At 72.2% G+C, this 25,392-nt stretch carries 23 protein-coding genes and 1 riboswitch; of the genes, 6 read left to right on the plus strand and 17 right to left on the minus strand.

Annotation, left to right across the window (positions count from 1 at the left end; translation table 11 throughout):
- Positions 1–10 precede the first annotated feature (10 nt).
- The 3 genes from ACTJJZ_RS03985 to ACTJJZ_RS03995 all read left to right on the plus strand — a co-directional run bounded on the left by ACTJJZ_RS03985 (position 11) and on the right by ACTJJZ_RS03995 (position 2,350).
- On the plus strand, positions 11–388 hold the full coding sequence (locus ACTJJZ_RS03985; protein ID WP_440719882.1) for a DUF488 domain-containing protein: 378 nt from the start codon (positions 11–13) through the stop codon (positions 386–388).
- Positions 389–476: 88 nt separating this feature from the next.
- Complete coding sequence (locus ACTJJZ_RS03990) at positions 477–1,592, plus strand: PQQ-dependent sugar dehydrogenase (RefSeq protein ID WP_440719883.1); 1,116 nt, start codon at positions 477–479, stop codon at positions 1,590–1,592.
- Positions 1,593–1,624: 32 nt separating this feature from the next.
- Positions 1,625–2,350: a phosphotransferase gene (locus tag ACTJJZ_RS03995; RefSeq protein ID WP_440719884.1), complete on the plus strand. Its 726-nt coding sequence runs from the start codon at positions 1,625–1,627 to the stop codon at positions 2,348–2,350.
- Between the two features lie 33 nt (positions 2,351–2,383).
- Here the strand turns inward: ACTJJZ_RS03995 and ACTJJZ_RS04000 are convergent, their stop codons facing one another.
- A complete protein-coding gene (locus ACTJJZ_RS04000; RefSeq protein ID WP_440719885.1) occupies positions 2,384–3,412 on the minus strand; it encodes a zinc-dependent alcohol dehydrogenase family protein in 1,029 nt (342 codons plus the stop codon).
- A gap of 129 nt (positions 3,413–3,541) precedes the next feature.
- Entirely contained in the window at positions 3,542–4,354 is an 813-nt protein-coding gene (locus ACTJJZ_RS04005) for a class I SAM-dependent methyltransferase (RefSeq protein WP_440719886.1), read from the minus strand.
- 121 nt (positions 4,355–4,475) lie between these two features.
- On the opposite strand from ACTJJZ_RS04005, the gene ACTJJZ_RS04010 reads away from it, so the two are divergent.
- Complete coding sequence (locus tag ACTJJZ_RS04010; protein ID WP_440719887.1) at positions 4,476–5,261, plus strand: helix-turn-helix transcriptional regulator; 786 nt, start codon at positions 4,476–4,478, stop codon at positions 5,259–5,261.
- 39 nt (positions 5,262–5,300) lie between these two features.
- Here the strand turns inward: ACTJJZ_RS04010 and ACTJJZ_RS04015 are convergent, their stop codons facing one another.
- The 3 genes from ACTJJZ_RS04015 to ACTJJZ_RS04025 all read right to left on the minus strand — a co-directional run bounded on the left by ACTJJZ_RS04015 (position 5,301) and on the right by ACTJJZ_RS04025 (position 8,303).
- On the minus strand, positions 5,301–6,155 hold the full coding sequence (locus ACTJJZ_RS04015) for an energy-coupling factor transporter transmembrane component T family protein (protein WP_440719888.1): 855 nt from the start codon (positions 6,153–6,155) through the stop codon (positions 5,301–5,303).
- Positions 6,152–7,642, minus strand: a complete 1,491-nt coding sequence (locus ACTJJZ_RS04020) for an ABC transporter ATP-binding protein (RefSeq protein WP_440719889.1) — start codon at positions 7,640–7,642, stop codon at positions 6,152–6,154. Before ACTJJZ_RS04020 ends, ACTJJZ_RS04015 begins: the two co-directional genes overlap by 4 nt.
- 1 nt (position 7,643) lies before the next feature.
- Positions 7,644–8,303, minus strand: coding sequence for an ECF transporter S component (locus ACTJJZ_RS04025; RefSeq protein ID WP_440720062.1), 660 nt, complete (start codon positions 8,301–8,303; stop codon positions 7,644–7,646).
- Positions 8,300–8,409: riboswitch (TPP riboswitch) on the minus strand. (Overlaps the previous gene by 4 nt.)
- Before the next feature lie 76 nt (positions 8,410–8,485).
- On the opposite strand from ACTJJZ_RS04025, the gene ACTJJZ_RS04030 reads away from it, so the two are divergent.
- On the plus strand, positions 8,486–10,423 hold the full coding sequence (locus tag ACTJJZ_RS04030) for a D-alanyl-D-alanine carboxypeptidase family protein (protein ID WP_440719890.1): 1,938 nt from the start codon (positions 8,486–8,488) through the stop codon (positions 10,421–10,423).
- Between the two features lie 104 nt (positions 10,424–10,527).
- Here ACTJJZ_RS04030 and ACTJJZ_RS04035 read toward each other — a convergent pair whose 3' ends face one another.
- The 3 genes from ACTJJZ_RS04035 to ACTJJZ_RS04045 form a co-directional block, all read right to left on the minus strand.
- Positions 10,528–12,777 (minus strand): ABC transporter ATP-binding protein, encoded by a 2,250-nt coding sequence (locus ACTJJZ_RS04035; protein ID WP_440720063.1) that lies wholly within the window; start codon positions 12,775–12,777, stop codon positions 10,528–10,530.
- A 68-nt stretch (positions 12,778–12,845) separates the two neighbouring features.
- A complete protein-coding gene (locus tag ACTJJZ_RS04040) occupies positions 12,846–14,573 on the minus strand; it encodes an ABC transporter ATP-binding protein (RefSeq protein WP_440719891.1) in 1,728 nt (575 codons plus the stop codon).
- 234 nt (positions 14,574–14,807) lie between these two features.
- Complete coding sequence (locus tag ACTJJZ_RS04045) at positions 14,808–15,926, minus strand: enoyl-CoA hydratase/isomerase family protein (protein WP_440719892.1); 1,119 nt, start codon at positions 15,924–15,926, stop codon at positions 14,808–14,810.
- A 131-nt stretch (positions 15,927–16,057) separates the two neighbouring features.
- Here ACTJJZ_RS04045 and ACTJJZ_RS04050 point away from each other — a divergent pair, with 131 nt between their 5' ends.
- Positions 16,058–18,601 carry an ATP-binding cassette domain-containing protein gene (locus ACTJJZ_RS04050; protein ID WP_440719893.1) on the plus strand — a complete coding sequence of 848 codons (2,544 nt, stop codon included), beginning with the start codon at positions 16,058–16,060 and terminating at the stop codon, positions 18,599–18,601.
- Between the two features lie 75 nt (positions 18,602–18,676).
- Here the strand turns inward: ACTJJZ_RS04050 and ACTJJZ_RS04055 are convergent, their stop codons facing one another.
- From ACTJJZ_RS04055 to ACTJJZ_RS04095, 9 genes are all read right to left on the minus strand, one after another.
- On the minus strand, positions 18,677–19,126 hold the full coding sequence (locus ACTJJZ_RS04055) for a hypothetical protein (RefSeq protein WP_440719894.1): 450 nt from the start codon (positions 19,124–19,126) through the stop codon (positions 18,677–18,679).
- A gap of 222 nt (positions 19,127–19,348) precedes the next feature.
- On the minus strand, positions 19,349–20,671 hold the full coding sequence (locus tag ACTJJZ_RS04060) for a glutamate-1-semialdehyde 2,1-aminomutase (protein WP_440719895.1): 1,323 nt from the start codon (positions 20,669–20,671) through the stop codon (positions 19,349–19,351).
- A gap of 47 nt (positions 20,672–20,718) precedes the next feature.
- Complete coding sequence (hemB, locus tag ACTJJZ_RS04065) at positions 20,719–21,723, minus strand: porphobilinogen synthase (protein ID WP_440720064.1); 1,005 nt, start codon at positions 21,721–21,723, stop codon at positions 20,719–20,721.
- Positions 21,724–21,737: 14 nt separating this feature from the next.
- A complete protein-coding gene (locus ACTJJZ_RS04070) occupies positions 21,738–22,538 on the minus strand; it encodes a uroporphyrinogen-III synthase (RefSeq protein WP_440719896.1) in 801 nt (266 codons plus the stop codon).
- A 5-nt stretch (positions 22,539–22,543) separates the two neighbouring features.
- Positions 22,544–23,566, minus strand: coding sequence for a hydroxymethylbilane synthase (gene hemC / locus ACTJJZ_RS04075; protein ID WP_440719897.1), 1,023 nt, complete (start codon positions 23,564–23,566; stop codon positions 22,544–22,546).
- Entirely contained in the window at positions 23,563–24,273 is a 711-nt protein-coding gene (hemQ, locus tag ACTJJZ_RS04080) for a hydrogen peroxide-dependent heme synthase (protein ID WP_440719898.1), read from the minus strand. Before hemQ ends, hemC begins: the two co-directional genes overlap by 4 nt.
- A 52-nt stretch (positions 24,274–24,325) precedes the next feature.
- Entirely contained in the window at positions 24,326–24,601 is a 276-nt protein-coding gene (locus ACTJJZ_RS04085) for a hypothetical protein (protein WP_440719899.1), read from the minus strand.
- Positions 24,591–24,995 carry a phage holin family protein gene (locus ACTJJZ_RS04090; protein WP_440719900.1) on the minus strand — a complete coding sequence of 135 codons (405 nt, stop codon included), beginning with the start codon at positions 24,993–24,995 and terminating at the stop codon, positions 24,591–24,593. Before ACTJJZ_RS04090 ends, ACTJJZ_RS04085 begins: the two co-directional genes overlap by 11 nt.
- Before the next feature lies 1 nt (position 24,996).
- Positions 24,997–25,386, minus strand: a complete 390-nt coding sequence (locus tag ACTJJZ_RS04095; RefSeq protein WP_440719901.1) for a hypothetical protein — start codon at positions 25,384–25,386, stop codon at positions 24,997–24,999.
- Positions 25,387–25,392 lie beyond the last annotated feature (6 nt).

Consider the following 25,392-nt stretch of genomic DNA (forward strand, 5'->3'; position numbering starts at 1 on the left):
GGATCGGGTGTTGGCTGACGACATGGACCTGCGTCGCAAACGAGCCTATGACAACGCCGTCGCCGAGGACGGCTTCCGTGCGCTGGTGGACCGCCTCTGGCCGCGCGGCGTCTCGAAGGAGCGCGCCGCGATCGATCTGTGGGCGAAGGACACCGCGCCCTCGACCCAGCTGCGCGAGGACTGGCACCACGCGCCTGCGGAGGACTGGGGTGTCTATGCGGACCGCTACCGCGCCGAGCTCGCGCACGAGACCGCGCCCGCGCTCGCGGAGCTCGCCGAGACGCTGCGCCCGCATCCCGTGGTGACGCTGGTCTACGCGGCGCACGACCCCGAGCACAATCACGCCGTGGTGCTGGAGGAGGCGCTGCGCGCGCAGCTCGGCTCCTGAGCCGGTGCGCGTGCGGCGTCACGCGATCCCGGTTCCTCCCCTGGCGGCGACCCGCGGCACGGGGGATGCTGGAGCCGAGGAGGCGGAGATGCGCGAGAGGACGTCCCGGCACGCAGCCCGCGTCGCGGCGGGCCTGACCCTCGTGGCGCTCGCTCTCGACGGCTGCGCGCCGTCGCCCGCTCCGCCCCCGAGCAGCGCCGTGGGCACGATCACGCCCACGTCGCCCACCGCCACCGCACCGCAGGTCCTCGCGACCGGGCTGGCCGCACCGTGGTCGGTGGTGCCGCTCGGGACGGGCGCGCTGATCTCGCAGCGCGACGACGGGCGGGTGCTCGAATCGACGCCGGACGGCGGACTGCGCGAGGTCGGCGTCGTGCCCGGCGTGGTCTCCGGCGGCGAGGCCGGCCTGAACGGGCTTGCCGTGCACCAGGACGGCGGCACCCGCTGGCTCTACGCCTACCACGCCACGCCGGACGACAACCGGGTGGTGCGCGTTCCCCTCACCGGAGCGCCAGGTGCTCTGCGGTTCGATCCGGGCGCGGTCCAGGTCGTCTTCGACGGGATCCCCCGTGCGCAGAACCACGACGGCGGACGGATCGCGTTCGGACCGGACGGGATGCTGTACGTCGGCACCGGTGACGCCGGCCAGCGCGGCAGGGCGCGGGACCGCGACTGCCTCGGTGGCAAGATCCTGCGGCTCACGCCCGAGGGGCGGCCCGCCCCGGGCAACCCGTTCGGCACGGCCGTGTACAGCCTCGGCCACCGCAACGTACAGGGCCTCGCCTGGGACAGCGCCGGAACCCTGTGGGCGAGCGAGTTCGGCCAGGACACCTGGGACGAGCTGAACCGCATCCAGCCCGGCGGCGATTACGGGTGGCCCGATCACGAGGGCCGTGCCGGCGCCCCCGACGCGATCGATCCCGTCGTGCAGTGGCGCCCTGCGGACTCCAGCCCGAGCGGGATCGCGATCATCGACGACGTGGTCTACATCGCATCTCTGCGCGGCGAACGGCTTTGGACGCTCGACACCAGGGCGACGGATCCTTCTCCGCGTGCCGTGTATGCCGGCGAGTTCGGGCGGCTGAGGGACGTCGTCGCCGCGCCGAACGGCACGCTCTGGGTGCTCACGAACAACACCGACGGCCGCGGCTCCCCTCGTGACGGAGACGATCGGCTGCTGCGACTTCCGGCACAGCAGGGCTGAGCGTCGGCGCCCACCCACGGCAGGATGGGACCGTGACCATCCCCGTCGACGCCGTGCCCGTCCCGGATCGGGTGCGGGAGCTGGCCGGATCCGCCGCGCTCATCCCCGTGTGGGAGAACAACATCGGCGGCCTCACCTTCCGCACGGACGACGGCCGGTACATCAAGCACGGCCCGCGCAACCTCGAGACGTCGATGCGCGACGAGGCGGAGCGCATGCGCTGGGCGGCGAGCCGGACCCTCGTGCCGCGCGTCCTCGAGGCAGGCGAGGACGAGACGCACGAGTGGCTGGTGACGGCGGCGCTGCCCGGGCTCAGCGCCGTGGATCCGCATTGGATCGCCCTGCCGGAGATCGCGGTGCCCGCCGTCGGCCGGGCGCTGCGCGCGCTGCACGACGCGCTTCCGGTCGCCGAGTGCCCGTGGAGCTGGGGCGTGCCGGAGCGGATCGCGAACGCCGCCCGCCGCGGCGTGGTCGTGCCGGCACGGTTCCACGACGCCCCGCCGATCGACCGCCTGGTCGTGTGCCACGGCGACGCCTGCGTCCCGAACACGCTGCTCGACGACGCCGGGCGCGGCTTCGCGCACGTCGACCTCGCCGCGCTCGGCGTCGCGGACCGGTGGGCCGACATCGCGGTGGCGTCGATGAGCACCGGCTGGAACTACGGCCCCGGCTGGGAGGACACCCTCATCGACGCGTACGGCGTCGAGCCGGATCGGGAGCGCCTCGCCTACTACCGCGACCTCTGGAACGCGACCTGACCCGATCCGCGCGCCGACCTCGACGGCGCGCCGTCAGTCGGTGGTGAGCAGCACCTTGGTCGCACGACGCTCGTCCATCGCACGGTAGCCCTCGGCGGCGTCCTCAAGCGGAAGGGTGAGGTCGAACACCGCGCCCGGATCGATCCGGCGCTGCAGGATCAACTCGACCAGCTCCGGCAGGAACCGGCGCACGGGCGCGGGCCCGCCGTGCAGGTGCACGCTCGAGAAGAACAGCTCCGACCCGTCCAGCGTGACGTCGTGCGAGACCCCCACGAAACCGACGTGGCCGCCGGGGCGGGTGGCGCGGATCGCCTGCTGCATCGACTCCTGGGTGCCGACGGCCTCGATCGTCGAGTGCGCGCCGAGGCCGCCGGTGAGGGCCTTGATGCGTGCCACGCCCTCATCGCCGCGCTCCTCGACGATGTCCGTCGCGCCGAACCGGCGGGCGAGCTCCTGCCGGTCCTCGTGGCGCGACATCGCGATGACCCGCTCCGCTCCGAGTTGCCTCGCCGCGAGCACGCCGAGCAGGCCGACCGCTCCGTCGCCCACGACGGCGACCGTCTTGCCCGGCCCCGCCTCGGCGGCGACCGCGGCGAACCACCCGGTTCCGAGCACGTCGGAGGCGGCCAGCAGCGACGGGAGGAGGTCGGCCGACGGCTCCCCCGGGAACACCACGAGCGTGCCGTCCGCGAGGGGGATCCGTGCGTACTGCGCCTGCGTCCCGACCGACCCCATCATCACCTGGTGCACGCACCGGGACTGATACCCGGCCCGGCAGATCTCGCAGGTGTTGTCCGAGGCGACGAAGGATCCGACGACGTGATCCCGGGGACGGACGGTCTTCACCTCTCCCCCGACGCTCTCCACGACTCCGACGTACTCGTGCCCCATCCGCTGCCCGCCGGCGCGGATCGGCTCGGCGCCGCGATAGGGCCACAGGTCGGATCCGCAGATGCAGGTGGCGGTGACGCGGATGACGGCGTCGCCGGGTTCGCGCACGACCGGCATCTCCAGCTCTTCGGTCCGGACGTCTCCCGGGGCGTGCATGACGACTCCGCGCATGGTGTTCCTCCTCAGGGTGCGGTGGCGATGGCGAGCAGTTCTACTCTGCTCCTGTCCTGCCGCGCGAGGGAGTCCCTGTCGAAGGGTGTTCCGACAGGGATACCCTCACCCGAGACCTCAGGACCGTCGTCAGCCGACGCGACAGAGGATCTCGCCGTGCAGGATGGAGAGCCAGCCGTCCTCGTGCGCGGCCCATTCCCGCCACCCGTCGCTGATCTCCTCCAGGTCCGCCCTGGTCGCCGCGCCGGAGTCCACGAGCTGAGGCGCGATCGCCGAGTCCAGGATCCGATCCGCCCACATGCCGCCCCACCACGCGCGATCCTCCGCGGTCGCGTAGCACCAGGTGCTCGAGGTGGCGACGACGTCGGTGAGCCCGGCGGCGTGCGCCCACGACAGCAGCCGTCGCCCGGCGTCCGGCTCGCCCCCATTGGCGCGGGCCGCGGTGCGGTACAGCGCCAGCCAGTCGTCCAGGGCGGGAAGCTCCGGCCACCACTGGAAGCCGCCGTAGTCGCTGTCCCGCACGGCGACGATCCCGCCGGGCTTCGTCACTCGGGCGAGCTCGCGCAGCGCCTGCACCGGATCCGCGACGTGCTGCAGCACCTGGTGCGCGTGGGTGACGTCGAAGCTCGCATCCGGGAAGTCCAGCGCGTGCACATCGGCGACGCGGAACACGATGTTGCCGGCGCCGCGCTCGGCAGCCGTCGCCCGTGCGAGCGACAGCTCCTCGTCGCCGATCTCGGTGGCGACGACCTCGGCGACCCGGGACGCCAGGTCCGCCGTGATCGTGCCCGGCCCCGCCCCCACGTCGAGCAGCCGGTCGGTGGGGCGGAGGTGCGGCAGCAGATACGCGGCCGAGTTCTCCGCCGTGCGCCAGCGGTGCGATCTCAGCACCGAGTCGTGGTGTCCGTGCGTGTACCGCAGCTGCGGGGTCTCGGTCGCCATCGGTTCTCCTCTGCTCGGGATGTCGTTCCCCCAGCCTGCTCATACCAACGAAGGCCGGGAAGACCGTATCCTTCCTAGGAGCGCCGCACCCCCGCCGGGCGCAGGATTCTGGAGGCCGCGGATGTCGAACGCCCTCGGAGACTTCCTGCGCGCCCGTCGTACGGACACCCGCCTGGAGCTCTCGGAGCGCGCCGGCGGGCGCCGCAGGACGACCGGGCTGCGCCGCGAGGAGGTCGCGACCGCCGCCGGCATCAGCGTCGACTACTACACGCGACTCGAGCAAGGCCGCGAGACTCACCCCAGCGATGCGGTGCTCGAGGCGCTCGCCCGGACGCTGCGCCTGGATGCCGATGCCAGGGAGTACCTGCACCGGCTGCGGGGGCCCCATCCGAGCCCGACCCGCGCCGGGATGCGGGCGAGCGCGGAGGCCCGCGCGCTGACGGCGCGCATGGAGGTGCTGGTCGAGGCCGTGCGCCCGAACCCCGCCTACGTGCTGGATCGGCTCAGCACCGTGATCGCGGCGAACCCGGAGGGCCTCGCGCTGCACGAGGGACTGGCCGACCTCCCGCCCGCGCAGCGCAACACCTGCCGCTCGCTGCTGCTCGACCCGCGGGCGCGGCAGACGTTCGTGGAATGGGAGGAGCTCGCCCGCGGCGCGGTCGCGCACCTCCGGGCCGCGAACGTGGACGACCTGGAGGATCCCGAGCTCGTGGCCCTCGTCGGCGAGTTGCGCGCGCAGAGCCCGCAGTTCGAGACCTGGTGGAGCGGGCACCTCGTGCAGCGGCGGCGCGGGGCGATCACGCACGTCCGCAGCGCCGACGGGACGGTTCTCGCGCGTCGCTATGAGGTGCTGCACCTGCCCGAGGACGGGGTCAGGATGACCCTGTGGCTGCCCGCCGCGCCCTGAGCGAGCTCCGGCCCGTCCCCGGCCCGCCGATCCCGGGCCTCAGGACCACACGAACCGGAACGTCCCGGCCAGGACCGCCGCCGCGATCGACAGCGCCATGATCGCCGCGCCCCCGGCGAGCGCGACCGCGTCCCGCCAGCCCAGCCGCGACGGCCGCGACCAGGTCCGAGGGATGTCGGATCCGAAGCCGCGCGCCTCCATCGCCATCGCCAGCTTCGTCCCGCGGCGCACGGCGAACACGAGCAGCACGAACGACATCGTGAAGAAGCGCCGCAGCACGCCGCGATCGCCGACGCCTCTGGCCCGGCGCGCCAGGCCCATGGTGCGCCAGTCCTCCACGAACAGGCCGAGCATGCGCGTGCCCGCGAGCACGCCGAGCACGAAGCGACTGGGCAGGTGCGCGACCTGCGCGAGCGCGTCGGCCACCTCGGTCGGATCCGTGCGCGCGAACAGCAGGATCGTCGGCAGCCCCAGGGCGACGACCCGGATGCTCACCGCGATCGCGAGCTGGATCGACGCCTCGCTGATGTGCGCGAAGCCGAGGCTCCAGAACACCCGGCCACCCGGTGCCGCGTAGAGCAGCATGCTCACGCCGGCCACGGGCGCGACCACGAGCAGCAGCGACAACCGCCGCAGCACGGTTCCGAGGCGCAGCCCGGTGAGCGGGATGCAGAGCAGCTGCAGGCCGATCGCGACCAGACCGCTCGTGACGTCGATCGAGGCGAACAGGGGGATGGACAGCAGCAGCGCGAGCAGGATCCGGGTGACCGGGTTGACCCTGCCGATCCAGGCGGGCCCCCGTTTCAGAGCCCGCAGGTCCCGTTTCGAAGCGCGCAGATGGCTGCGCTCGGCCGACCTGTCGAGCGTTCGGCGCGCTTCGAAATCCGTGGTCATGCGGCAGCCTCCGCGGAGCGGGCGGCGGACGCCGGAGTGAGGGCGACGCGGTGCCCGCCGAGATGGCGGATCACGTCCGCGTCGTGGGTGACGGCGATCACGGCGGTGCCGCGGGCGATCTCCTCCTGCAGCAGGGCGACGATCTCGATCCAGCCGCGGCGATCCTGCCCGAAGGTCGGCTCGTCCAGCACGATCACGGCGGGTGCGGCCGCGAGCACGGTCGCCACCGACAGCCGGCGCTTCTGCCCGCCGGAGAGCGTGAACGGGTTCGCCGCGGCGAGCGCGGACAGTCCCAGCCGCTCCAGCAGTCCGTCCACGACCGCGTCGATCCGCTCGGTCGTCCAGCCCAGCGCGCGCGGGCCGACGACGAGCTCGTCGCGCACGGTCTGCGTGAGGAACTGGTGCTCCGGATCCTGGAACACCACGCCGACCCGGGTGAGCAGCTCGCGCGACGTCCACCGGTCCGGGTTCAGGCCGCGGCGGCCGCGCAGCCGTTCGGTCGCGACCACCTCGCCGGCCAGGGGCGCGAGGAGCCCGGCGAGGGTGAGCGCGAGCGTGGACTTGCCTGCGCCGTTCGGCCCGACGATGACGGTCGCGGCGGCATCGGGGACGTGCAGCTCGAGCCCGCGCTGCACCGCGTTCCGGCGGTCCCGAGTGATGGCGAGCGCCCGCGTCTGCAGGACGGATCCGGCGCCGTCTCCCTGCTCAAGGGTCGCCGGAAGCACCGGCAGGTCGACCGGGTGGCCGGGCACCCACACTCCGGCGGCGGCGAGGGCGTCGCCGAAACGGCCGAACACCTCGGCGGGGGTTCCGTCCGCCAGCAGGCCCCCGCCCGCGCCGATCACGATCACCCGGGTCATCAGGTCGACCCACACCTCGGTGCGGTGCTCGATGACGACCAGGGTCGCCCCCGTGCTCTCTACCGCGCGCTGCACCCCCGCACGGACCTCCCGGACGCCGTCCGGGTCGAGGTTCGCGGTGGGCTCGTCGAGCAGCAGCAGGCCGGGGCGCATCGCGAGCGCGCCCGCCAGCGCGAGCCGCTGCTTCTGACCGCCGGACAGCGCGGCCGTGGAACGGTCCAGCGGCACGTCCAGGCCGACCGCGTCCAGCGCCGCGCCGACGCGCTCGGGGATCTCCGCCGCCGGGACGCCCAGGTTCTCGCAGCCGAAGGCGACGTCGTCGCCCACCTTCGAGAGCACGATGCCGGCGTCCGGATCCTGCAGCACGAGCCCGATCCGGCCGCGCTGCCGCTCCGGTTCCCTGTCGTCGACCTGCAGGGATCCGCTGCGCTCGCCCTCCTCGGCGTCGCCGAGAAGTCCGGCCATGCCGGTCAGCAGCGTGGACTTGCCCGCTCCCGAGGCGCCGAGCAGCAGCACGCGCTCACCGGGCTCGATCGTGAACGACACGTCGCGCACGGCGGGGAGGCGCCGCCCTGCGTATCGCCATCCCCAGCCCTCCGCGACGACGCGGGCGGCCCCCGCGGTCATCTCAGACCTCGCGGCGCAGCTCGCGTCCGGCGGCGAAGCGGCTGAGCGCACCGGTCGCGGCGAGCGCGCGCACCAGCAGCCAGCCGACGAGGCCCGCCAGCAGCGCACCGGAGATGACGAGGGCGCCGAGGTAGATCGCGTTGAACTCGGCCGACTTCAGGAAGTTGGGCGATGCGCCGTAGAACATCTCGAACAGCCAGGACCCCAGCGCGGAGACGATCCCGGCGAGCGCGGCGACCGGCAGGCCGAACCGCCGGTACAGGAAGATCGCGAAGACCAGCTCGGCCCCCAGCCCCTGCGCGATGCCCTCGAGCACGGTCGAGACGCCCCAGATGTTGCCGATCAGCATCGAGACGATCGCGGCGACGACCTCGACGACCAGCGCGGCTCCGGGCTTGCGGATCACGAGACCGCCGACGACCCCGCCGAGCAGCCAGATGCCGACGGCGATCCCGCCGAAGCCCGGGGTGATCCCGTCTGCGGCCGTGAACCAGGCGTAGCCGATCGTGTTCCAGATCCAGAAGACCAGACCGATCGCGACGCCGAGGACGGCGGCCACGACGATGTCGACGACCCGCCAGCTCAGGCGGCGCGGCGCGGCGGAGGTTGCGGTCCTGTCCCCGGCGGGCTCGGGAACGGACGCGGGCACTGTTACGTGCATCATCGGAAACTCCTCCCTGCGCCGGCATGATCCGGATCAGGTTCGACGGTCGAAGCGCGGGTCGCTTCCTCTCAGCCCGGCTCGCCGGACTCCCGTGGTGATCCGGCCATCCTAACCCCGACCCATCCCTGCCGCGACTCCGCAGAGCGGAAAAAGCCGCGTCGGACCGTTACGGTAGGAGGGTGAACAATGACGACCGTCCTGGCGCGGAGACGGGCGACGCAGCCGTCGATCCCGTCTCGGTCGATGCCGCCGAGGGCACGGGCTCCGCGACCGCGGTGCTCGAGGCCCCGATCGAGGACTCCGAGCAGTCCGAGCAGTCCGTTCTCGGCTCCCTCTTCGCCGCCGTCCCGCCGCTGCGCACCGAGCCCGAGAAGCTGTTCCCCGAAGCGCCGGAGCCCGCCCTCGGAGGACCGCTGTTCCCGGCCGAGTCGTCCGCCTCGTCGCGGGAACCGGTGACGGCGGCGGCGCTCCCCGCTGCGCTCCCCGCTGCGCTCGAGGAGCCTTCCGCTTCCCCTCAGGAGCCTGCGGCGGGCGACACGGAATCCGAGACGTCCGAGGCGGCTTTCGCGCCTGCCGAGGCCGGTTCCGCGCCTGCCGCAGCGGGTTCCGCGCCCGCGGAGGCGATTTCCGTCGAGGCGGCCTCCGCGCCGGCCACGGCGGGTTCGCGCCGGCACCGGCGACGCACCGCCGCGGATAGGACCGCCGGGGAGGGCGTGGTCGCATACCCGTCCCCGACCCGCGGCGCCGATCCTGCCCCGACCCGCGCAGCCGATCCGGGCACGGCCGCCGCCCTCACCTGGGTCGACATCGAGCGCTTCGCAGAGGAAGGCGCCGCCCGCACCGCGGGCGCGGCCGCCCCCGCGCCCCTGCTCTCCGACGCACCCCGCCGCTCGCTCGCACGCCCCGGGGTGCTCGTGCCGATCGCGGGGCTGGTGCTGGTGGCCGTCGCCTACGGGGCGACCACGGCCGCGTGGCCGCTGAACGCGGTCAAGCCGACCGCCTCCGCCGTCGCCTTCCAGCCGGCCGCCGCCCCCGCTGCTGCCGTGACCTGGCCCACGTCCGGCAGCGCCGCGGTCTCGATCCAGGGCATCGGCACGATCGCGTCCTCCGAGCAGCCGGCGCCGATGGCGAGCATCACCAAGCTCGTGACCGTGCTCGCGTCGTTCGACAAGCTGCCGATGAAGCCCGGCGAGCAGGGCGCCACGTTCGAGTTCACCCAGGCCGACAGCGACGACTACTGGAACTACCTGCGCGACGACGAGTCGGCGCTGGACGTGCCCGCCGGCGGCTCGCTCACGCAGTACCAGCTGCTGGAGGGGATCCTGCTCGGCTCGGCGAACAACTACGCCGACCGGCTCGCCCACGACGTGTGGGGCTCGGACCAGGACTACGCGACCGCCGCCAACCAGTGGCTGCGGCAGCACGACCTCACAGACATCACCGTCGTCACGCCGTCCGGCTTCGCGTTCGGCAACGTCTCCACGCCGCGCGCGCTGATCCAGCTCGGGCAGCTTGCCGTGCAGAACCCGGTCATCGCGGAGATCGTGCGGCAGAAGAGCGTGGTGCTGCCCGGTGCGGGCACCGTCGAGAACACCAACGGCCTGATCGACGACGACGGCATCATCGGCATCAAGACCGGCACCATCGGCGACGGCGATGACACCAAGTACAACCTGCTGTCCGCCAAGGACGTGCCGGACGGATCCAGCACCGTGCGCATCTATGCGGACGTGCTCGGGGAGACCAGCGACGCGGGCAGGGTCGACGCCTCGCGCAAGCTGTACGCCGACGTCGAGGCCGCGCTGAAGAACCAGCCGCAGACGGTCACCAAGGGGACCACCCTCGGCACGGTCGACACCGCGTGGGGCGAGACGACGCAGGTCGTCGCCGCCTCTGACGCCCGCGTCGTGCTCTGGAACGGCGCCTCCGCCTCGGCCACGACCAGATTCGCGCTCGGCGACGACTGGAAGGCCGGGGACAAGGCCGGCACCCTCACGCTGAAGGGACCGCTCGACACCGCCACCGTGCCGCTCGCGCTGCACACGGAGCTGCAGGGGCCGAGCCTGTGGTGGCGCCTCACCCATCCGCTCGAGCTGTTCGGACTGGCGAGGAAATAACTCCCGCGCGGCGGCGCCATGAGCCCAGCCGTCGCGTGAACGCAGAGCCGCCGCCACCCGGAGGTGACGGCGGCTCTGTGGCGGGATCCGATCGATCGTGCGGATCAGGACCGGATGTCGTCCTCGAACTCGATCGAGGGGGTCTCGGCCGATTCGGTCGCACGCTCGGCGAGAGCGACCGGGGCGGCCACGGAACCGGGAACGGCGGCGGCGCCGGCCTCGGCCCCTTCGACAAGCTCAGGGACCGGCGCGACGGAGCCGTCGGCCGGCGGGACGGTGACGGCTCCGGTGACGAGCGCCGCATCGGCGTCGACGTCGCTGGCCGCCTGCTCGAACTGCGACTGGTACAGCCGCCAGTACGCGCCCTGCGCCGCGATGAGCTCCTCGTGGTTGCCCTTCTCCACGATGTCGCCGTGCTCCATCACCAGGATGAGGTCGGCGTCGCGGATCGTGGACAGGCGGTGCGCGATCACGAACGACGTACGCCCGTGCCGCAGCGCCGCCATCGCGTGCTGCAGCAGCAGCTCCGTGCGGGTGTCGACGGCCGAGGTCGCCTCGTCCAGGATGAGGATCGACGGCTGCGCGACGAACGCGCGCGCGATCGTGATCAGCTGGCGCTCGCCGGCCGACACGTTCGAGGCGTCCTCGTCGAGGGTCGTCTCGTAGCCCTCGGGCAGCGCGTGCACGAAGCGGTCCACATAGGTCGCCTTGGCGGCGTCGATGACCTCGTCGTCCGTCGCGGTCGAACGGCCGTAGCGGATGTTCTCCCGGATCGTGCCCGCGAACAGCCACGGATCCTGCAGCACCATGCCGGTGCGCGAGCGCAGATCCTCGCGGGTCATCGCCGCGATGTCCTGGCCGTCGAGCAGGATCCGCCCGCCGCTGAGTTCGTAGAACCGCATGATGAGGTTCACCAGCGTGGTCTTGCCCGCGCCGGTGGGCCCGACGATCGCGACGGTCTGGCCCGGCTCCACGCGGAACGACAGGTCCGTGATGAGCGGACGGTCCTCGGTGTACGAGAACGCGACGTGCTGGAACTCGATGACACCCTGGCCGTCGGTGACCGTGGGGGCGTCCTCGACGTCGGGGTCCTGCTCCTCCGCATCCAGCAGCTCGAACACGCGCTCGGCCGACGCGGTGCCGGACTGCACGACCGCCGCCATACCGCCCAGCTCGCTGAGCGGCTGGGTGAACTGCTGCGAGTACTGGATGAACGCCTGCACGTCACCGAGGCGCAGCTGACCGCTCGCGACCATGAGGCCGCCGAGCACCGCGAGCCCGACGTAGGTCAGGCTGCCGATGAACGTCATGGCCGGCATCATCAGGCCCGACAGGAACTGCGCCTTGAACGCGGCCTGGTAGAGCTCCTCGTTCTCGACCTGGAACTTCTCCAGCGCGTCCTTCTCCCGGCCGAACACCTTCACGAGCGCGTGACCGGAGAAGGCCTCCTCGACGCGCGCGTTCAGGCGACCGACCTTCTTCCACTGGATCCCGAACGCCTTCTGCGAGCGCGGACCGATGACGCCGAAGATCACCGCCATGAGCGGCAGCGCGACGAGTGCGACCAGGGCGAGCTGCCACGAGATCGAGAACATCATGATCAGCACCCCGACCACGGTGAGCACCGAGGTGAGCGCCCCGGACAGGGACTGCTGCATCGTCTGGGTGATGTTGTCGATGTCGTTCGTGACGCGGGAGATCAGCTCACCGCGCTGCACCTTGTCGAAGTACGACAGCGGCAGGCGGTTGATCTTCGCCTCGACGTCCTCACGCAGGCGCCACATCGTGCGCACCATGATCACGTTGATCACGTAACCCTGGATCCAGCTCAGCAGCGCGGAGCCGACGTAGATCGCGAGCACCGCGGTGATCACCCAGCGCAGCGCGTCGAACTCGATCCCGTCGCCGACCCGGAAGTCGCCGAACGCCGCGACCATGTCGGCGAACTGGTTCTGGTGCGCGGCGCGCAGGGCGGACACCACCTCGGACTTGGGCGTGCCGGCGGGGAAGCCGGGCTGGCCGTTCTGGCCCTTGCCCAGGGTGAGCGAGATCACGCCCTCGTAGATGATGTTCGTCGCGTTGCCCAGCACCTTCGGCGCCGCCACGGACAGCACGACGCCGATCGCGCCGAAGAACGAGACCAGCACGAACCACACGGCGCTGGGCTTGAGCAGCCCGATCATCCGCGTGAAGCTCGGCCCGAACTGGTTCGCCTTGCCCGGAGCGGGGCCGTCGAACATGCCGCCGCCCTGCTGGCGGGCCTTCTCGGCCAGCTCGGCCTCTTCACGCTCGGCGTCGGTCATCTCGGCGACCGGCGCGGAGCCGCCGGCGCGCTTCGCGCGCGCCGCCGCCATCCGCTCGGCGCGTGCGGTCTTCTTGTCCACGCCTTCGGTCCCTTCGGTCCCTGAGCCTGTCGAAGCGCTCATGCGTCCACCCCCAGCTGCGACTCGACGATCTCTCTATAGGTGTCGCTCGTCTCCAGCAGTTGCTCGTGCGTGCCCACCGCGACCATGGTGCCGCCCTCGAGGACGACGATGCGGTCGGCGTCGGTGATCGTCGAGACGCGCTGCGCCACGACGATCTTGGTGACGTGCGGCAGCTCCCGCCACAGCGCCTGACGCAACCGGGCATCCGTGGTCAGGTCGAGCGCCGAGAACGAGTCGTCGAAGACCAGGATCTCGGGCTGGTGGATGATCGCGCGGGCGATCGCGAGCCGCTGCCGCTGGCCGCCGGACACGTTGGTGCCGCCCTGGGCGATCGACGAGTCCAGACCGTCCGGCATCTCCGACACGAAGTCCTTCGCCTGGGCGATCTCGAGCGCGGCCCACAGGTCGTCGTCGGTCGCGTCCTCCCGGCCGTACCGGAGGTTGGATGCGATCGTGCCGCTGAACAGGAACGGCCGCTGCGGCACGAGCCCGATGCTCTGCCACAGGGCGTCGACGTCGGCCTCGCGCACGTCCGTGCCGCCGACGTACGCGGCACCGCCGGTCACGTCGAACAGACGCGGGATCAGCGAGATCAGCGTGGTCTTGCCAGCGCCCGTCGATCCCACGATCGCGACGGTCTCGCCCGGCTGCGCCGCGAAGCTGATGCCGTGCAGCACGGGCGACTCCGCGCCGGGATAGGTGAACGAGACGTCGTCGAAGGCGACGGATCCCGGAGCCGGGAAGGCCTTCACGCCGTTCTCCGGCCGGGTCATGCCCTGCTCGGCGTCGAGCACCTCGCCGACGCGCTCGGCCGAGACCGCGGCGCGCGGGATCATCATCGCCATGAAGCTCGACATGATGATGCCCATCATGATCTGGCCGATGTACTGCATGAAGGCGAACAACGTGCCGACCTCGACTGTGCCGTTGTTCACCTCGATGCCGCCGAACCAGATCACGCCGACGATGGTCACGTTGAGGATCAGCATGAACAGCGGGAAGAGCAGCACGAACAGCGACCCGACCTTGCGGCCGACGACCATGATGTCCGTGTTCGCGCCGCGGAAGCGGCCCTCCTCGATGCGCTCGCGCACGAACGCGCGCACCACGCGGACGCCGGTGAGCTGCTCGCGCATGATGCGGTTGACGTTGTCGAGCCTGCCCTGGTAGCTGCGGAACAGCGGCACCATGCGGCCGATGATGAGGCCGGCGACGATGAGCAGCGCGGGCACCGAGATCGCGATGAGCCAGCTCAGCTGAAGGCTCGTCTGCAGCGCCATGATGATGCCGCCGATCGCGAGCAACGGCGCGGTGATGAACATCGTCGAGCCCATCATCGCCAGCATCTGCACCTGCTGCACGTCGTTCGTGTTGCGGGTGATGAGGGATCCGGCGCCGAACTGCGAGACCTCGCGCTCGGAGAAGCCGCTCACGCGGGCGAAGACGTCGGCGCGGATGTCGCGGCCGAGGCTCATGGCGGCGCGCGCGGCGAAGAACGTGGCGATCACTGACGCGATGATCTGGCCGAGCGAGACGCCCAGCATGATCGCGCCGTGCGACCAGATGTAGCCGGTGTCGGCGTTGGCGACGCCCTTGTCGATGATGTCGGCGTTCAGCCGCGGCAGGTACAGAGAGGCGAAGGCGCTGCCGAACTGGAACACCAGGACGCCGAGCAGCAGCCACTTGTAACGCTTCAGATAGCGGAAGAGGATCTTTCCGAGCACGGGCGGACTTTCCTTGTGGGAGCGGACTTCCCGGAGGAAGAAGGGGGATGGGCCGTCGAACGGCCAGAGAACACCCTGCCACGGTGCTCCGACATTCACATCCCCCTGCGGGTGGATCCTCCACGATCTTCGCTCAGGGCGAACGAATCCCTGCTCCCGCCGCTATTTCCGGATCCGGTTGAGAATCCTGCGGCGTCGGGCCGCATCGATCAGTGCTGGGTTTCCGAGACGGGCTCAGTCCCAGAGCGGCACGGCAGGGACGTAGTTCCGCGCGTCGGCGGCGGCGTCGGGGGCGAGCTCGGCGAGCGTCTGCGGATCCCAGCGCGGGTTGCGGTCCTTGTCCACGAGCTGGGCGCGGATCCCCTCGACGAGGTCCGGGTGGGTCTGCACGAACCAGAGCACGCGGCGGTACTCTCCGGCCAGGGCGTCGCGCAGCGTGTCCATCGCGCGGGCCTCGCGCACGGCCTCGAGGGTCACCGCGAGCGCCGTGGGGGCGAGGGACTCGAGCAGGTCGGCGGTCGCGGCGGGTCCCCCGTCCCGTCGCGAGGGTCCTGCGTGCTCGGCGAGCGCGCGCAGGCGTGCCACGATCTCCGGCACGGTGTCCGCGGCGAAGGCCTCGTCGATCCAGGTGCGCTGGGCGGCGAGCCGGGACGCGTCGGGGGTCTCGTCGAACAGCATCACGATCTCGCTCGGACCGGTCGGATCCGCTCGGTGGGCGAGCGCGTCGCGCAGCGCCTCCAGCCGGTCGGAGGGGACGAAGAAGTCGGCGAACCCGGTGGACAGGGCGTCCGATCCGCTCATGCTGCCGCCGGTCAGGCCGAGGAACTCGCCGAGGCGGCCCGGTGCCCGGGCGAGCAGCCAGGTGCCGCCCACGTCGGGGGTGAATCCGATCCGCACCTCCGGCATGGCCAGCTGCGAGCGCTCGGTGACGATGCGGATCGCGGCGTGGCCGGCGACGCCGATGCCGCCGCCCATGGTGATGCCGTCGGCGATCGCGACGATCGGCTTGCGGTATTCCGCGATCGCGGCGTTCATCGCGTACTCCTCGCGGAAGAACTCCACCGTCTCGCCGCTGCGACCCGAGACGATCTGCGCGTGCAGTTCGCGGACGTCGCCGCCCGCGCAGAGTCCGCGCTCCCCCGCCCCGTCGATGTAGACGATCTCGATGTCGGAGTCGTCGCGCCAGGCGTCCAGCGCGGCGTGCACGGCCCGGATCATGCCGACGCTCAGCGCGTTCAGCGCCCGCGGGCGGTTCAGAGTGATCCGGCCGAGCGCGCCTTCGGTGCGCACGAGCACCTCGGGCTCGGCGGTCGTGACGGCAGCGGTTCCCTGGACATCGTCGGCGGTGCTCACGGCTGCCACGTTACCGCTCCCCGGCCACGCCGCAGGCCGCTCGCTGAGACGGAATACACCGGGTCTGCGAGCGTTTCCCTGGGGTTTCCGACAAGATAGACGGGTACTGCCGTATCGACGAGAGGCCGCGGATGACCGACGGACAAGTGCTCGAGTTCTCGCACGTGACGAAACGCTTCGGCGCGCTGACCGCCGTCGACGACCTGTCCGCGCGGATCGAGCCGGGCGCGGTGACCGCGTTCCTCGGCCCGAACGGCGCCGGCAAGACCACTTCGCTGCGCATGATGCTGGGGCAGATCCGCCCCACGTCGGGCACGGCGACCGTCGGCGGCGTCCCGCACGCCGAGCTGCGGCACCCGCTGCGCACGATCGGATCCGTGCTGGAGGAGGCTGTCTACCGCCCGCGCCGCACGGCGCCGCGCCAGCTCACGATCGCCGCGAAGGCGAACGGGATCCCGCTCTCCCGCGTCGACGAGGTGCTCGCCCTGGTCGGCCTGCAGAACGAGACCGAGACCCGGATCGGCGCGTACTCGCTCGGCATGCGCCAGCGTCTCAGCATCGCCGGAGCCCTGCTCGGCGACCCGGGCGCACTGGTGCTCGACGAGCCCGCGAACGGCCTCGACCCCGAGGGCATCCGCTGGATGCGCCTGCTCATGCGCCGCCTCGCGGACGAGGGCCGCACGATCCTGGTGTCCTCGCACGTGCTGAGCGAGATCGAGCAGGTCGCCGACAACGTGCTGGTGCTCGCCAAGGGCCGCCTCGTGTACGCCGACAGCATCGGCAAGCTCTCCGATCCCACGACGGGATCCGTCGTCGTCGACGCGGACGATCGCGAGGGCCTCATCGCGGCGCTGCGGAACGCCGGCCTGAGCTTCGACGTGCTGCGTTCGGGCCTCACCGTGCACAACACCGACGCCGCCGCGGTCGGCGCCCTCGCCGTGAGCGCGGGCGTCGCGCTGAGCACGCTGCAGCAGCGCGGCCCGAGCCTGGAGGAGGTCTTCCTCGACCTCGTGCACGGGCGTCGCGACCCGCTGACCGGCGCGATCCCGACGGTCGCCGCCCCGGCCGCCGCCGTCCCGGCCGCCGAGGGCGATCCCGCGGCCGAGGTCGACGCAGAGCATGCCGGCGCGGAGGGATCCGAAGCTCCGGCTGCGGAGGAATCCGAGGCTCCCGAGGGTTCGGAGAGCCCGGAGACATCCGAGGCCCCTGCGGACGCCGCGGGGTCCGAGCCGGTCGCGGGCCTGTTCGGCGCCGTCGCTGCGGCTCCGGTCGTCGCCGCCGCGGGCGCCGGCGCCGCCGCACTGTTCGGCGGATCCGAGGCGGGCGGTGCCCCGGTCCCGACCACGCGCCGCGAGGCCGCGGAGTTCGCCGCCGCGCAGTCCGCCGAGGCTCCCGAGTCCGCTGAAGGAGAGGTCTCCGACGCCACGCAGGTGCTTCCGGCCGTCGCGGAGGACGCGAACGGGACCGAGGAGTCCTCGGACGCCGAGTCGTCCGAGGACGCGACGACCCCTGAGACCGGTGCGGACAACGCCGGATCCGAGGCGCCGGAGGCATTCGAGGACGCGGAGACCGCCGACGACGCGGCCGACGACGACGGTTCCGACGACGACGCGTCCGATGACGACGGTTCCGACGATGACGCGGCCGAGCCCGAGGGCGAGCAGGACGCCGGCGCCGAGCATCAGGACGCCGAGCACGACGGCCCATCCGAGGACGACGGCCAGTTCGAGCACGGTGGCCCATCCGAGCCCGGCGACGAGGAGTCCGCCGAGCACGGCCAGGACCAGGACGAGTACGCCGAGGCGGCGGAGCAGACCCCGGAGTCCGCCGACGAGGCCACGGCCATCGCCGCCGGCGTGGCACTGACCGCCCCCATCGACGCTCCGGAGTACACCCCGGGACAGGCTCCCGCCGAGGACGAGCAGGCGACGGACGACTCCTCCGAGCAGCCCGCGATCACCCGTGCTCCCGAGGGCCGCTCCCAGGGCGAAGCGCTCGGATCCTTCGAGACCGCTGAGCTCACGGTCCCGGACGAGGCCCGCACGGTGTCGTTCGACGAGCTCATCACCGGCGTCCCGTCGGCGGAGGATCAGAGCACCGAGCAGGGTGAGCACGATGCGGCCGAGGAGCAGCCCGGCGACGGGCAGGGGACTTCTCAGGATGATGCTCCGACGGCCCTGATCGGCACGACCCCCGGCGGGCACGACGAGGGCGACGGCACGTCGTTCGCCTCGCCGGAGCCGAGCATCGAGACGACCGAGATCGCCGGGATCGAGATCTTCGCGGCACTAGCCGAGGGGCGCACGCAGGAGATCCAGGTGATCCTCGACGAGACGCACGACGAGGACGACGACCTGGCCGGCGAGGACGTGACCAAGGGCGAGATCCACCACGACGAGGATCCGCGCGCGGCCGCCGTCAGCGCCTCGCTGGCGGCCGCCGCCCGGGCCTTCTACAGCGACGACGCGCCGAGCTACACGCCCGCCCCCGCCGAGGAGGAGCGCTCCTCGGACGAGGCCGCGCCCGCCCGCGACGGGCAGGCTCACGACGGGCAGGCGCACGACGAGAGCAACGACGAGCGGTCCGGGGACCAGCAGTCGGGCGATGAGCAGTCCGGCGATCAGCAGTCCTGGCAGCACGAGGGCGACAACGATCAGGAGCACCACGGGCACTGACCGCGTCCCGCACCGGATCCGAGCGGCGATCGTCTGAGGACGGTCGCCGCTCGTGCGTCTGCCGGCGGAGCGGCCTCAGGCGGGGCGGACGGCGGGCTTGGGCGCTCGACCGGGCCTGCCCTGCACTGGGATCGACGCGGTCGCGGCGATGTCGGTCACCTCGGCGAGCTCGGCGGTCGCGTCCAGGCGCAGCGCCTGCGCCAGCGAGAGCCCGTGCCGGGTGGTCAGGACGAGGCGCTGGAACTCCGCGCCCTCCAGATCGATCACGACGCTCGGCTTGTGCCGTCGGATGAGCACGAAGTCGTCGCCGTTCGCCGACTTCCAGGTGCCCGCCGCGAGCACGAGCGGAACGTGCGTGCCCGGGCTGCCGACGCCGCGGAGCCAGGTCCAGGCGTCATCCGTGAGCTGCACCTTGACGATCGCGTCGCGCTCGATGTGCAGGTTGTCGCGGCGGAACGAGACGGCGCGCTCGAGCGGAGAGAGCTCCACCTCGAGGCGGGTCCGGTCCAGCAGCAGCGTCACCATGGTCCCAGTCTGCCAGCGTCGGGCGAGGATCCGCCCGGGAGGCATCTCACAGGACCGCAACGATCCGGCTGGCGGAGATCCACAATCCCGTGCTCCGGAGCGCGGGCGCGACCGTTCTCAGGATCGATTCGCCCGGAAGACCGTGCAGCGCGCCGATTCGCGCGCTTCTCGGAAATTCATCCTGAGAACGGTCCGCCGCAGCGTCCGCACGTCCCCGATCGGTCAGGCGATCGCGCGGGCGGCGGCCTCCGCGGCGGCGGGAAGCGCGGCCTCGATCGCGGCGAGCTCGGCGTCTCCGTGCGCGGCGGTAAGGAACCACGCCTCGAAGACGCTCGGCGGCAGCGCCACGCCCTGCTCGCGCATGGCGTGGAAGAACGGCGCGTACCGGAACGCCTGCTGAGCCTGGGCCTCGGCGTAGTCCCGCGGGGCCGCATCCGCGAACACGACGCCGAACAGGTTGCCCGCGCGCGGCACCGCGTGCTCAACGCCGGCGTCGGCGAGGGCGCGATCCAGAGCGGCGGAGAGCCGGTCGGCGGCCGCATCGATCCGTGCGTACACCTCGGGCGTGGACAGGCGCAGCGTCGCCAGGCCCGCGGCCACGGACAGGGGGTTCCCGCTCAGCGTCCCGGCCTGGTACACCGGGCCGGTCGGGGCCAGCAGGTCCATGACCGCCGCGCTCCCGCCGAGAGCGGCCAGCGGCATCCCGCCGCCGACGACCTTGCCGAACGTGATGATGTCGGGCACGTACTCCTCGCCCGCCTCCTGCTGCAGCCCCCAGTACCCCGCGGGGTGCACGCGGAAGCCGGTGAGGACCTCGTCCAGGATCATCAGGGCGCCGTGCGCGTGCGCTGTGTCGGCGATCAGCCGGTTGAAGCCCGGCTGCGGGGCGACGACGCCCATGTTCGCGGCGGCCGCCTCGACGATGACGGCCGCGATCCGGTCGCCGTGCTCCGCGAAGACCGCGGCGAGGGCCTCCGGGGAGTTGTAGTCGATCACGAGCGTCTGCGCCGCGATGGGGGCGGGCACGCCCGCGGATCCGGGCAGGGCGAGGGTCGCGACGCCGGATCCGGCCGCGGCCAGCAGCCCGTCCGAGTGCCCGTGGTAGTGCCCCGCGAACTTGACCAGGAGGTCGCGCCCGGTCGCGCCGCGGGCGAGGCGGATCGCGGTCATCGTCGCCTCGGTGCCGGTGGAGACCAGGCGAACCCGCTCGACGGGCCGGGACTCCCCCACGCGCACGCGGCCGGCGATGACGGCGGCGAGCTCGACCTCGCCCTCGGTGGGCGCGCCGAAGGAGAGGCCGCGCGTGGCGGCCTCCTGCACGGCGGCGACGACCTCGGGGTGCGCATGCCCGAGCAGGGCCGGACCCCAGGAGGCGACGAGATCAAGGTAGCGGGCTCCCGCCGCGTCGGTGACCGTGGCGCCCTCGGCGCGAGCGAGGAACCGCGGCGTGCCGCCCACGGAGCCGTAGGCGCGCACGGGCGAGTTCACCCCTCCGGGGATCACCGCGCGGGCGGCGTCGAACAGGTCGTCATTGCGGTCGGTCATGGATCCATTCTCCCGGAGGATCCTGTGCCCGCCTCCTCAGCGACGGCTCAGCCCCGGGCGATCCAGCGGGCGGCCTCGGTCGCCCAGTAGGTCAGCACGGCGTCGGCGCCGGCGCGGCGGATCGACAGCAGCGACTCCAGGATCGTGCGCTCGCGGTCGAGCCAGCCGTTCTGGGCGGCGGCCTCGATCATCGCGTACTCGCCCGACACCTGGTACGCCCACACCGGCACCCGGACGGCGTCGCGCACCTCGCGGAGCACGTCCAGGAACGCCATCGCGGGCTTCACCATGACGATGTCGGCGCCCTCGGCCTCGTCGAGCAGGGCCTCGCGCACGCCCTCGCGCCGGTTGCCCGGGTCGAGCTGGTAGGTGCGGCGGTCGCCCTGCAGCTGCGAGTCGACGGCCTCGCGGAACGGGCCGTAGAACGCGCTCGCGTACTTGGCGGCGTAGCCGAGCAGCAGCACGTCTTGGAAGCCCTCGGCGTCCAGCGCGTGCCGCACGGCGGCGACCTGGCCGTCCATCATGCCGCTCAGCCCCAGCAGCTGGGATCCGGCGCGGGCCTGCGCGAGCGCCATCGCGACGTAACGCTCGAGCGTGGCGTCGTTGTCGATGACGGGGTCGGTCCCTGAGCCCGTCGAAGGGGCGAGCACGCCGCAGTGGCCGTGGTCGGTGAACTCGTCGAGGCAGAGGTCGGTCTGCACCACGAGCGCATCGCCGACCTCCGCGGCGAGCGCGGCGGTCGCGACGTTGAGGATCCCGTCGGGGTCGTCCGCACCGGATCCCGTGGCGTCGCGCACGGCGGGGACGCCGAACAGCATCACGCCGGTGACGCCCGCCTCCGCCGCCTCGACCGCGGCGCGGCGCAGCGAGTCGAGCGAGTGCTGCATGACGCCGGGCATGGATCCGATCGGCACCGGCTCGGTGAGCCCCTCGCGCACGAACGCGGGGAGCACCAGGTGGCGCGGCAGCAGGTCCGTCTCACGGGCCAGCGCACGCACCGGCGCGGACTGCCGCAGCCGGCGCGGACGCACGTCGGGAAAGCCGGCCGACATGCCGAGACCGCCGGTCACGGCGCGAACTCGTCGGCGGCGTGCGGGAGGGTGAAGTGCGAGACGGCGTCGATGAGCGCGTCGATCGTCTGCCGGTCGGCGATCACCGAGATCGGCAGGCCCGCCTTCTTGGCGTCCTTCGCGGTGCGCGGTCCGATCGCCGCGAGCAGTGTGGTGTCGGGGATGTCCGGGAACTGCTCGCGCACCTGCGCCGCGACCGATCCGCTGGTCACCAGGATCGCGTTGATCCGGCCGTTCTGCACGTCGCGCAGGATCCGTTCGGTCACGGGGACTCCGACGGTGCGGTACGCGACGACGCTGGAGACGTGGTGCCCCGCCTTGATCAGCGACCTCGTGAGCACGGGCTTGGCGATCTCGCTGCGCAGGGTGAGGATGCGCCGGGGCTCGGGTTCCAGCGCGATGATCTGCCGGGCCATGCCCTCGGCCGAGTTGTCGTCCTCGGGGACGAGGTCGACGTGGTAGCCGACGGCGGCGAGCGCCGCCGCGGTGGTCTCGCCCACCGCGGCGATCTTCGTCCTGGCCGGGATCTCGGCGCGGTGTGCGAAGAGCACGTCGACGGTGGTGGCGCTCGTGATGGTGAGCCAGTCGTACTCGCCCGCCGCGAGCTGCGCGAGCGCCTCGTCGAGAGAGGCCTGGTCGGTGGTGGGCGCGAAGTTGATCAGCGGGGCGACTACGGGGACGGCGCCCTGGGAGCGCAGGCTCGCGGCGACGCTGTCGCCCCACGGGCCGCCGCGCGGCACGAGCACGCGCCAGCCGGTGAGCGGCTTGGCTTCTTGCTTCGATTCAGTCATGGTCATCGGCTTCAGGAGCGGGGGAGGAGATCAGCCGCCCCACGTTCGAGCAGCCGATGGGCAACAGACAACCCGATTCTGCGCGCTGCGCTGATCGGGTCTGCACCATCGGCAGAGTCCGCGCCGTTGCCACTGCCGTGCTGACGAATATACTCCTCGTCCAGATACCCCGCGTTCAGGGTTTCCGCGACGTCGATCCCGATCCGCCAGCCGTCGTGCGGCGCGTAGACCACGGCGCGGACGCGGAGAACGTCGCCTTCGACGACCGCGTGGGCGGCCATCGGCGCCTGGCATCCGGAGTCCAGCCCCTCCAGCACGGCCCGTTCCGCGGTCACGGCGATGCGGGTGGGCTCGTCGTCCAGGGCGGCGAGGGCCGCGCGCAGTTCGGCCGGGGCGTCGGCGGTCGTCTCGACGGCGAGCGCGCCCTGCCCCGGTGCGGTCGGCCACTCGGTCAGGCCGAGCAGCTCGCCCTGCAGGCCGCCGAGGGGGTCGCCGTCGAGCCTGCTCAGCCCGGCGGCGGCGAGGATCACGGCGTCGAGATCGCCGTCGGCCACGCGCTTCAGCCGCGAGTCGACGTTGCCGCGCAGGTCGACCGTGTGCAGGCGCGGGTTGCGCACGTGCACCTGGGCGATGCGGCGCGGGGATCCGGTGCCGATCGCGGATCCGCTGCGCAGCTCGTGCAGCGCGACGCCGTCCCGGGTGATCGCGACGTCACGGGCGTCGGCGCGGGCCGGGATCGCGGCGATCGTGAGCCGATCCGGGACCTGGGTCGGCAGGTCTTTCAGGGAGTGCACGAGCAGATCGCATTCGCCGCGCAGCAGCGCCTCGCGCAGGGCGGTGGCGAACACGCCCTGTCCGCCGATCTCGGACAGCGACGCGCGGTTGGTGTCGCCCTCGCTCGTGATCGACACCAGCTCGACGGGGCGGCCCGACGCCTGTTCCAGGGCCTTCGCGACCTGTCCCGACTGCGCGAGCGCGAGCGCGCTGCGCCGGGTGCCGAGCCGGATCGCGGGGCCCGCGGGGGCACCGCTCACTGCAGCACCTCGGCGATCTCGTCGAAGCGCAGGCGACGGCCCGTGTAGAACGGCACCTCCTCCTTCACGTACCGCCGGGCGTCGGTGTAGCGCAGGTCGCGCATGAGGTCGACGAGCTCGGTGAGCTCGTCCGCCTCCAGCGGCAGCAGCCACTCGTAGTCGCCGAGCGCGAAGGCGGCGACGGTGTTCGCGATGACGCCGCGGAAGGCGGCGCCCTTGCGTCCGTGGTCGGCGAGCATGCGGCGGCGCTCGTCCTCGTCGAGGAGGTACCACTCCGGGGTGCGCACGAACGGGTAGAGGCAGAGCCAGTCCTTGGCCGCGACGCCCCGCAGGAACCCTGGCACGTGCTGGCGGTTGAACTCGGCGTCGCGATGCACGCCCATCACGTTCCACACCGGCAGCAGGGTGCGTAGCAGCTCGGTGCGCCGCAGCCGGCGCAGGGCCTTCTGCAGCTCTTCCGGGCTCGGGCCGTGCAGCCACACCAGCAGATCGGCGTCGGCTTTGAGTCCGGAGACGTCGTAGAAGCCGCGGACGGTGATCCCGCCCTGCTCGATCAGCCCGACGATGTCCTCGAGCTCTGTGGCGTCGGTCTCGACCACCGGGGCGACCGGATTGCGACGCCACACGGCCCAGAGGGTGAAACCCTGGGGCGAGTCGGCGCCGTTCTCGGCGGGGGCGGGCACGGGCGTCTCAGCAGCTTCGGCCATGCCTCCAGTCTGCCCCCTCCGGCTGTGAACCGGATCCGCCGTGACGGCCCGCTCAGCGCGCGATGCTGCGCGCGACGGCCCAGACGATGCCGCCGACCGCGGCCGCGACGCCGAGGGCGATGCCGGCCGCGCCGACCGGGTTGCGGCGCGCGTAGACACGGGCTCTGACCCCGGCCTTCTGCAGCTGGCGGGGGACGTTGCCCTTCTCCTCGATCGCGAGCAGCGCGGCCTTCAACTCGGCGCGCGCCGCGAGCACGGGGTCGGTGATCCCGTACGGCACCGCGGTGCGGGGCAGTTCGGCGTCGGGCTTTCGAGCCTCAGCGGCCATTGCCGGCCTCCTTCACGATGCGGACGTCGGTGGCGACGGCCTGGGCGGGGTTCTCCCGGCGCAGGACCTTGCGGAACTTCAGGATCCCGAGCGCCGCGAATACGAGGACCGCGAGCAGCAGGATCCCGAACGTGATGATCGCGGACAGCCATACCGGGAACCACGACGAGAGCCCGGCGATCGCGAACACGAGGATCACCGGGACGGTCCAGAACAGGAAGAACAGCGCGATGAGGAACCACACGCTGCCGATCCCGGCGTCCTTCGCGGTCCGCGAGATCCAGGTCTTCGCGGCGTCGATCTCGGCCTTGACGAGCCTGCTGACCAGGTCGGGGAGGTCGCCGAGGAGCGTCAGCAGGCTGTCGTCGGCGCGATCCCGGTAGTCCTTGACCATGTCACTCGCCGTCGTGCCCGGAGGGCGTGCCGGAGCCGGCGCCACCCGTGCGCTTCTTCTCGGCGTCCTCGACGGTCTCCTCCACGACGCGCTTGACCTCTTCGGCGGACGACTTGCCCGCTGCGATGGTCGTGTCGACACGCTGCCCCGGGGTGCCCTCGGAGGTGGCCGCCTTGACGACCTTGACACCGGCGTTCCACAGCGCCTGCGGCACGGCAGCGGCCTGCGACTTCGCGAATTCCTGCACCTTGTGCACCTGCGCCTGCACCGGCTCACGGTTCCAGACCTTGAGCCACTGCTTCTTGATCTGCTCGTAGCGCTCGCGCCCTGCCCGAGTGCCCAGCACGTATCCGACGCCCAGTCCGACGACGAGTCCGATCTTCCCCTTCATGGGGTC

This window comes from Microbacterium sp. 22242, assembly GCF_052045495.1.
Classification (GTDB): Bacteria; Actinomycetota; Actinomycetes; order Actinomycetales; family Microbacteriaceae; genus Microbacterium.

What these genes read in the sequence shown, in the direction of transcription:
- ACTJJZ_RS03990 (WP_440719883.1), top strand. Translation starts at nt 477, where the DNA reads ATGCGCGAGAGGACGTCCCGGCACGCAGCCCGCGTCGCGGCGGGCCTG.
- ACTJJZ_RS04000 (WP_440719885.1), bottom strand. Translation starts at nt 3,412, where the DNA reads ATGCGCGGAGTCGTCATGCACGCCCCGGGAGACGTCCGGACCGAAGAG.
- ACTJJZ_RS04005 (WP_440719886.1), bottom strand. Translation starts at nt 4,354, where the DNA reads ATGGCGACCGAGACCCCGCAGCTGCGGTACACGCACGGACACCACGAC.
- ACTJJZ_RS04010 (WP_440719887.1), top strand. Translation starts at nt 4,476, where the DNA reads ATGTCGAACGCCCTCGGAGACTTCCTGCGCGCCCGTCGTACGGACACC.
- ACTJJZ_RS04015 (WP_440719888.1), bottom strand. Translation starts at nt 6,155, where the DNA reads ATGACCACGGATTTCGAAGCGCGCCGAACGCTCGACAGGTCGGCCGAG.
- ACTJJZ_RS04020 (WP_440719889.1), bottom strand. Translation starts at nt 7,642, where the DNA reads ATGACCGCGGGGGCCGCCCGCGTCGTCGCGGAGGGCTGGGGATGGCGA.
- ACTJJZ_RS04025 (WP_440720062.1), bottom strand. Translation starts at nt 8,303, where the DNA reads ATGCACGTAACAGTGCCCGCGTCCGTTCCCGAGCCCGCCGGGGACAGG.
- ACTJJZ_RS04035 (WP_440720063.1), bottom strand. Translation starts at nt 12,777, where the DNA reads ATGGCGGCGGCGCGCGCGAAGCGCGCCGGCGGCTCCGCGCCGGTCGCC.
- ACTJJZ_RS04050 (WP_440719893.1), top strand. Translation starts at nt 16,058, where the DNA reads ATGACCGACGGACAAGTGCTCGAGTTCTCGCACGTGACGAAACGCTTC.
- ACTJJZ_RS04055 (WP_440719894.1), bottom strand. Translation starts at nt 19,126, where the DNA reads ATGGTGACGCTGCTGCTGGACCGGACCCGCCTCGAGGTGGAGCTCTCT.
- ACTJJZ_RS04060 (WP_440719895.1), bottom strand. Translation starts at nt 20,671, where the DNA reads ATGACCGACCGCAATGACGACCTGTTCGACGCCGCCCGCGCGGTGATC.
- hemB (WP_440720064.1), bottom strand. Translation starts at nt 21,723, where the DNA reads ATGTCGGCCGGCTTTCCCGACGTGCGTCCGCGCCGGCTGCGGCAGTCC.
- ACTJJZ_RS04070 (WP_440719896.1), bottom strand. Translation starts at nt 22,538, where the DNA reads ATGACCATGACTGAATCGAAGCAAGAAGCCAAGCCGCTCACCGGCTGG.
- hemQ (WP_440719898.1), bottom strand. Translation starts at nt 24,273, where the DNA reads ATGGCCGAAGCTGCTGAGACGCCCGTGCCCGCCCCCGCCGAGAACGGC.
- ACTJJZ_RS04085 (WP_440719899.1), bottom strand. Translation starts at nt 24,601, where the DNA reads ATGGCCGCTGAGGCTCGAAAGCCCGACGCCGAACTGCCCCGCACCGCG.
- ACTJJZ_RS04090 (WP_440719900.1), bottom strand. Translation starts at nt 24,995, where the DNA reads ATGGTCAAGGACTACCGGGATCGCGCCGACGACAGCCTGCTGACGCTC.
- ACTJJZ_RS04095 (WP_440719901.1), bottom strand. Translation starts at nt 25,386, where the DNA reads ATGAAGGGGAAGATCGGACTCGTCGTCGGACTGGGCGTCGGATACGTG.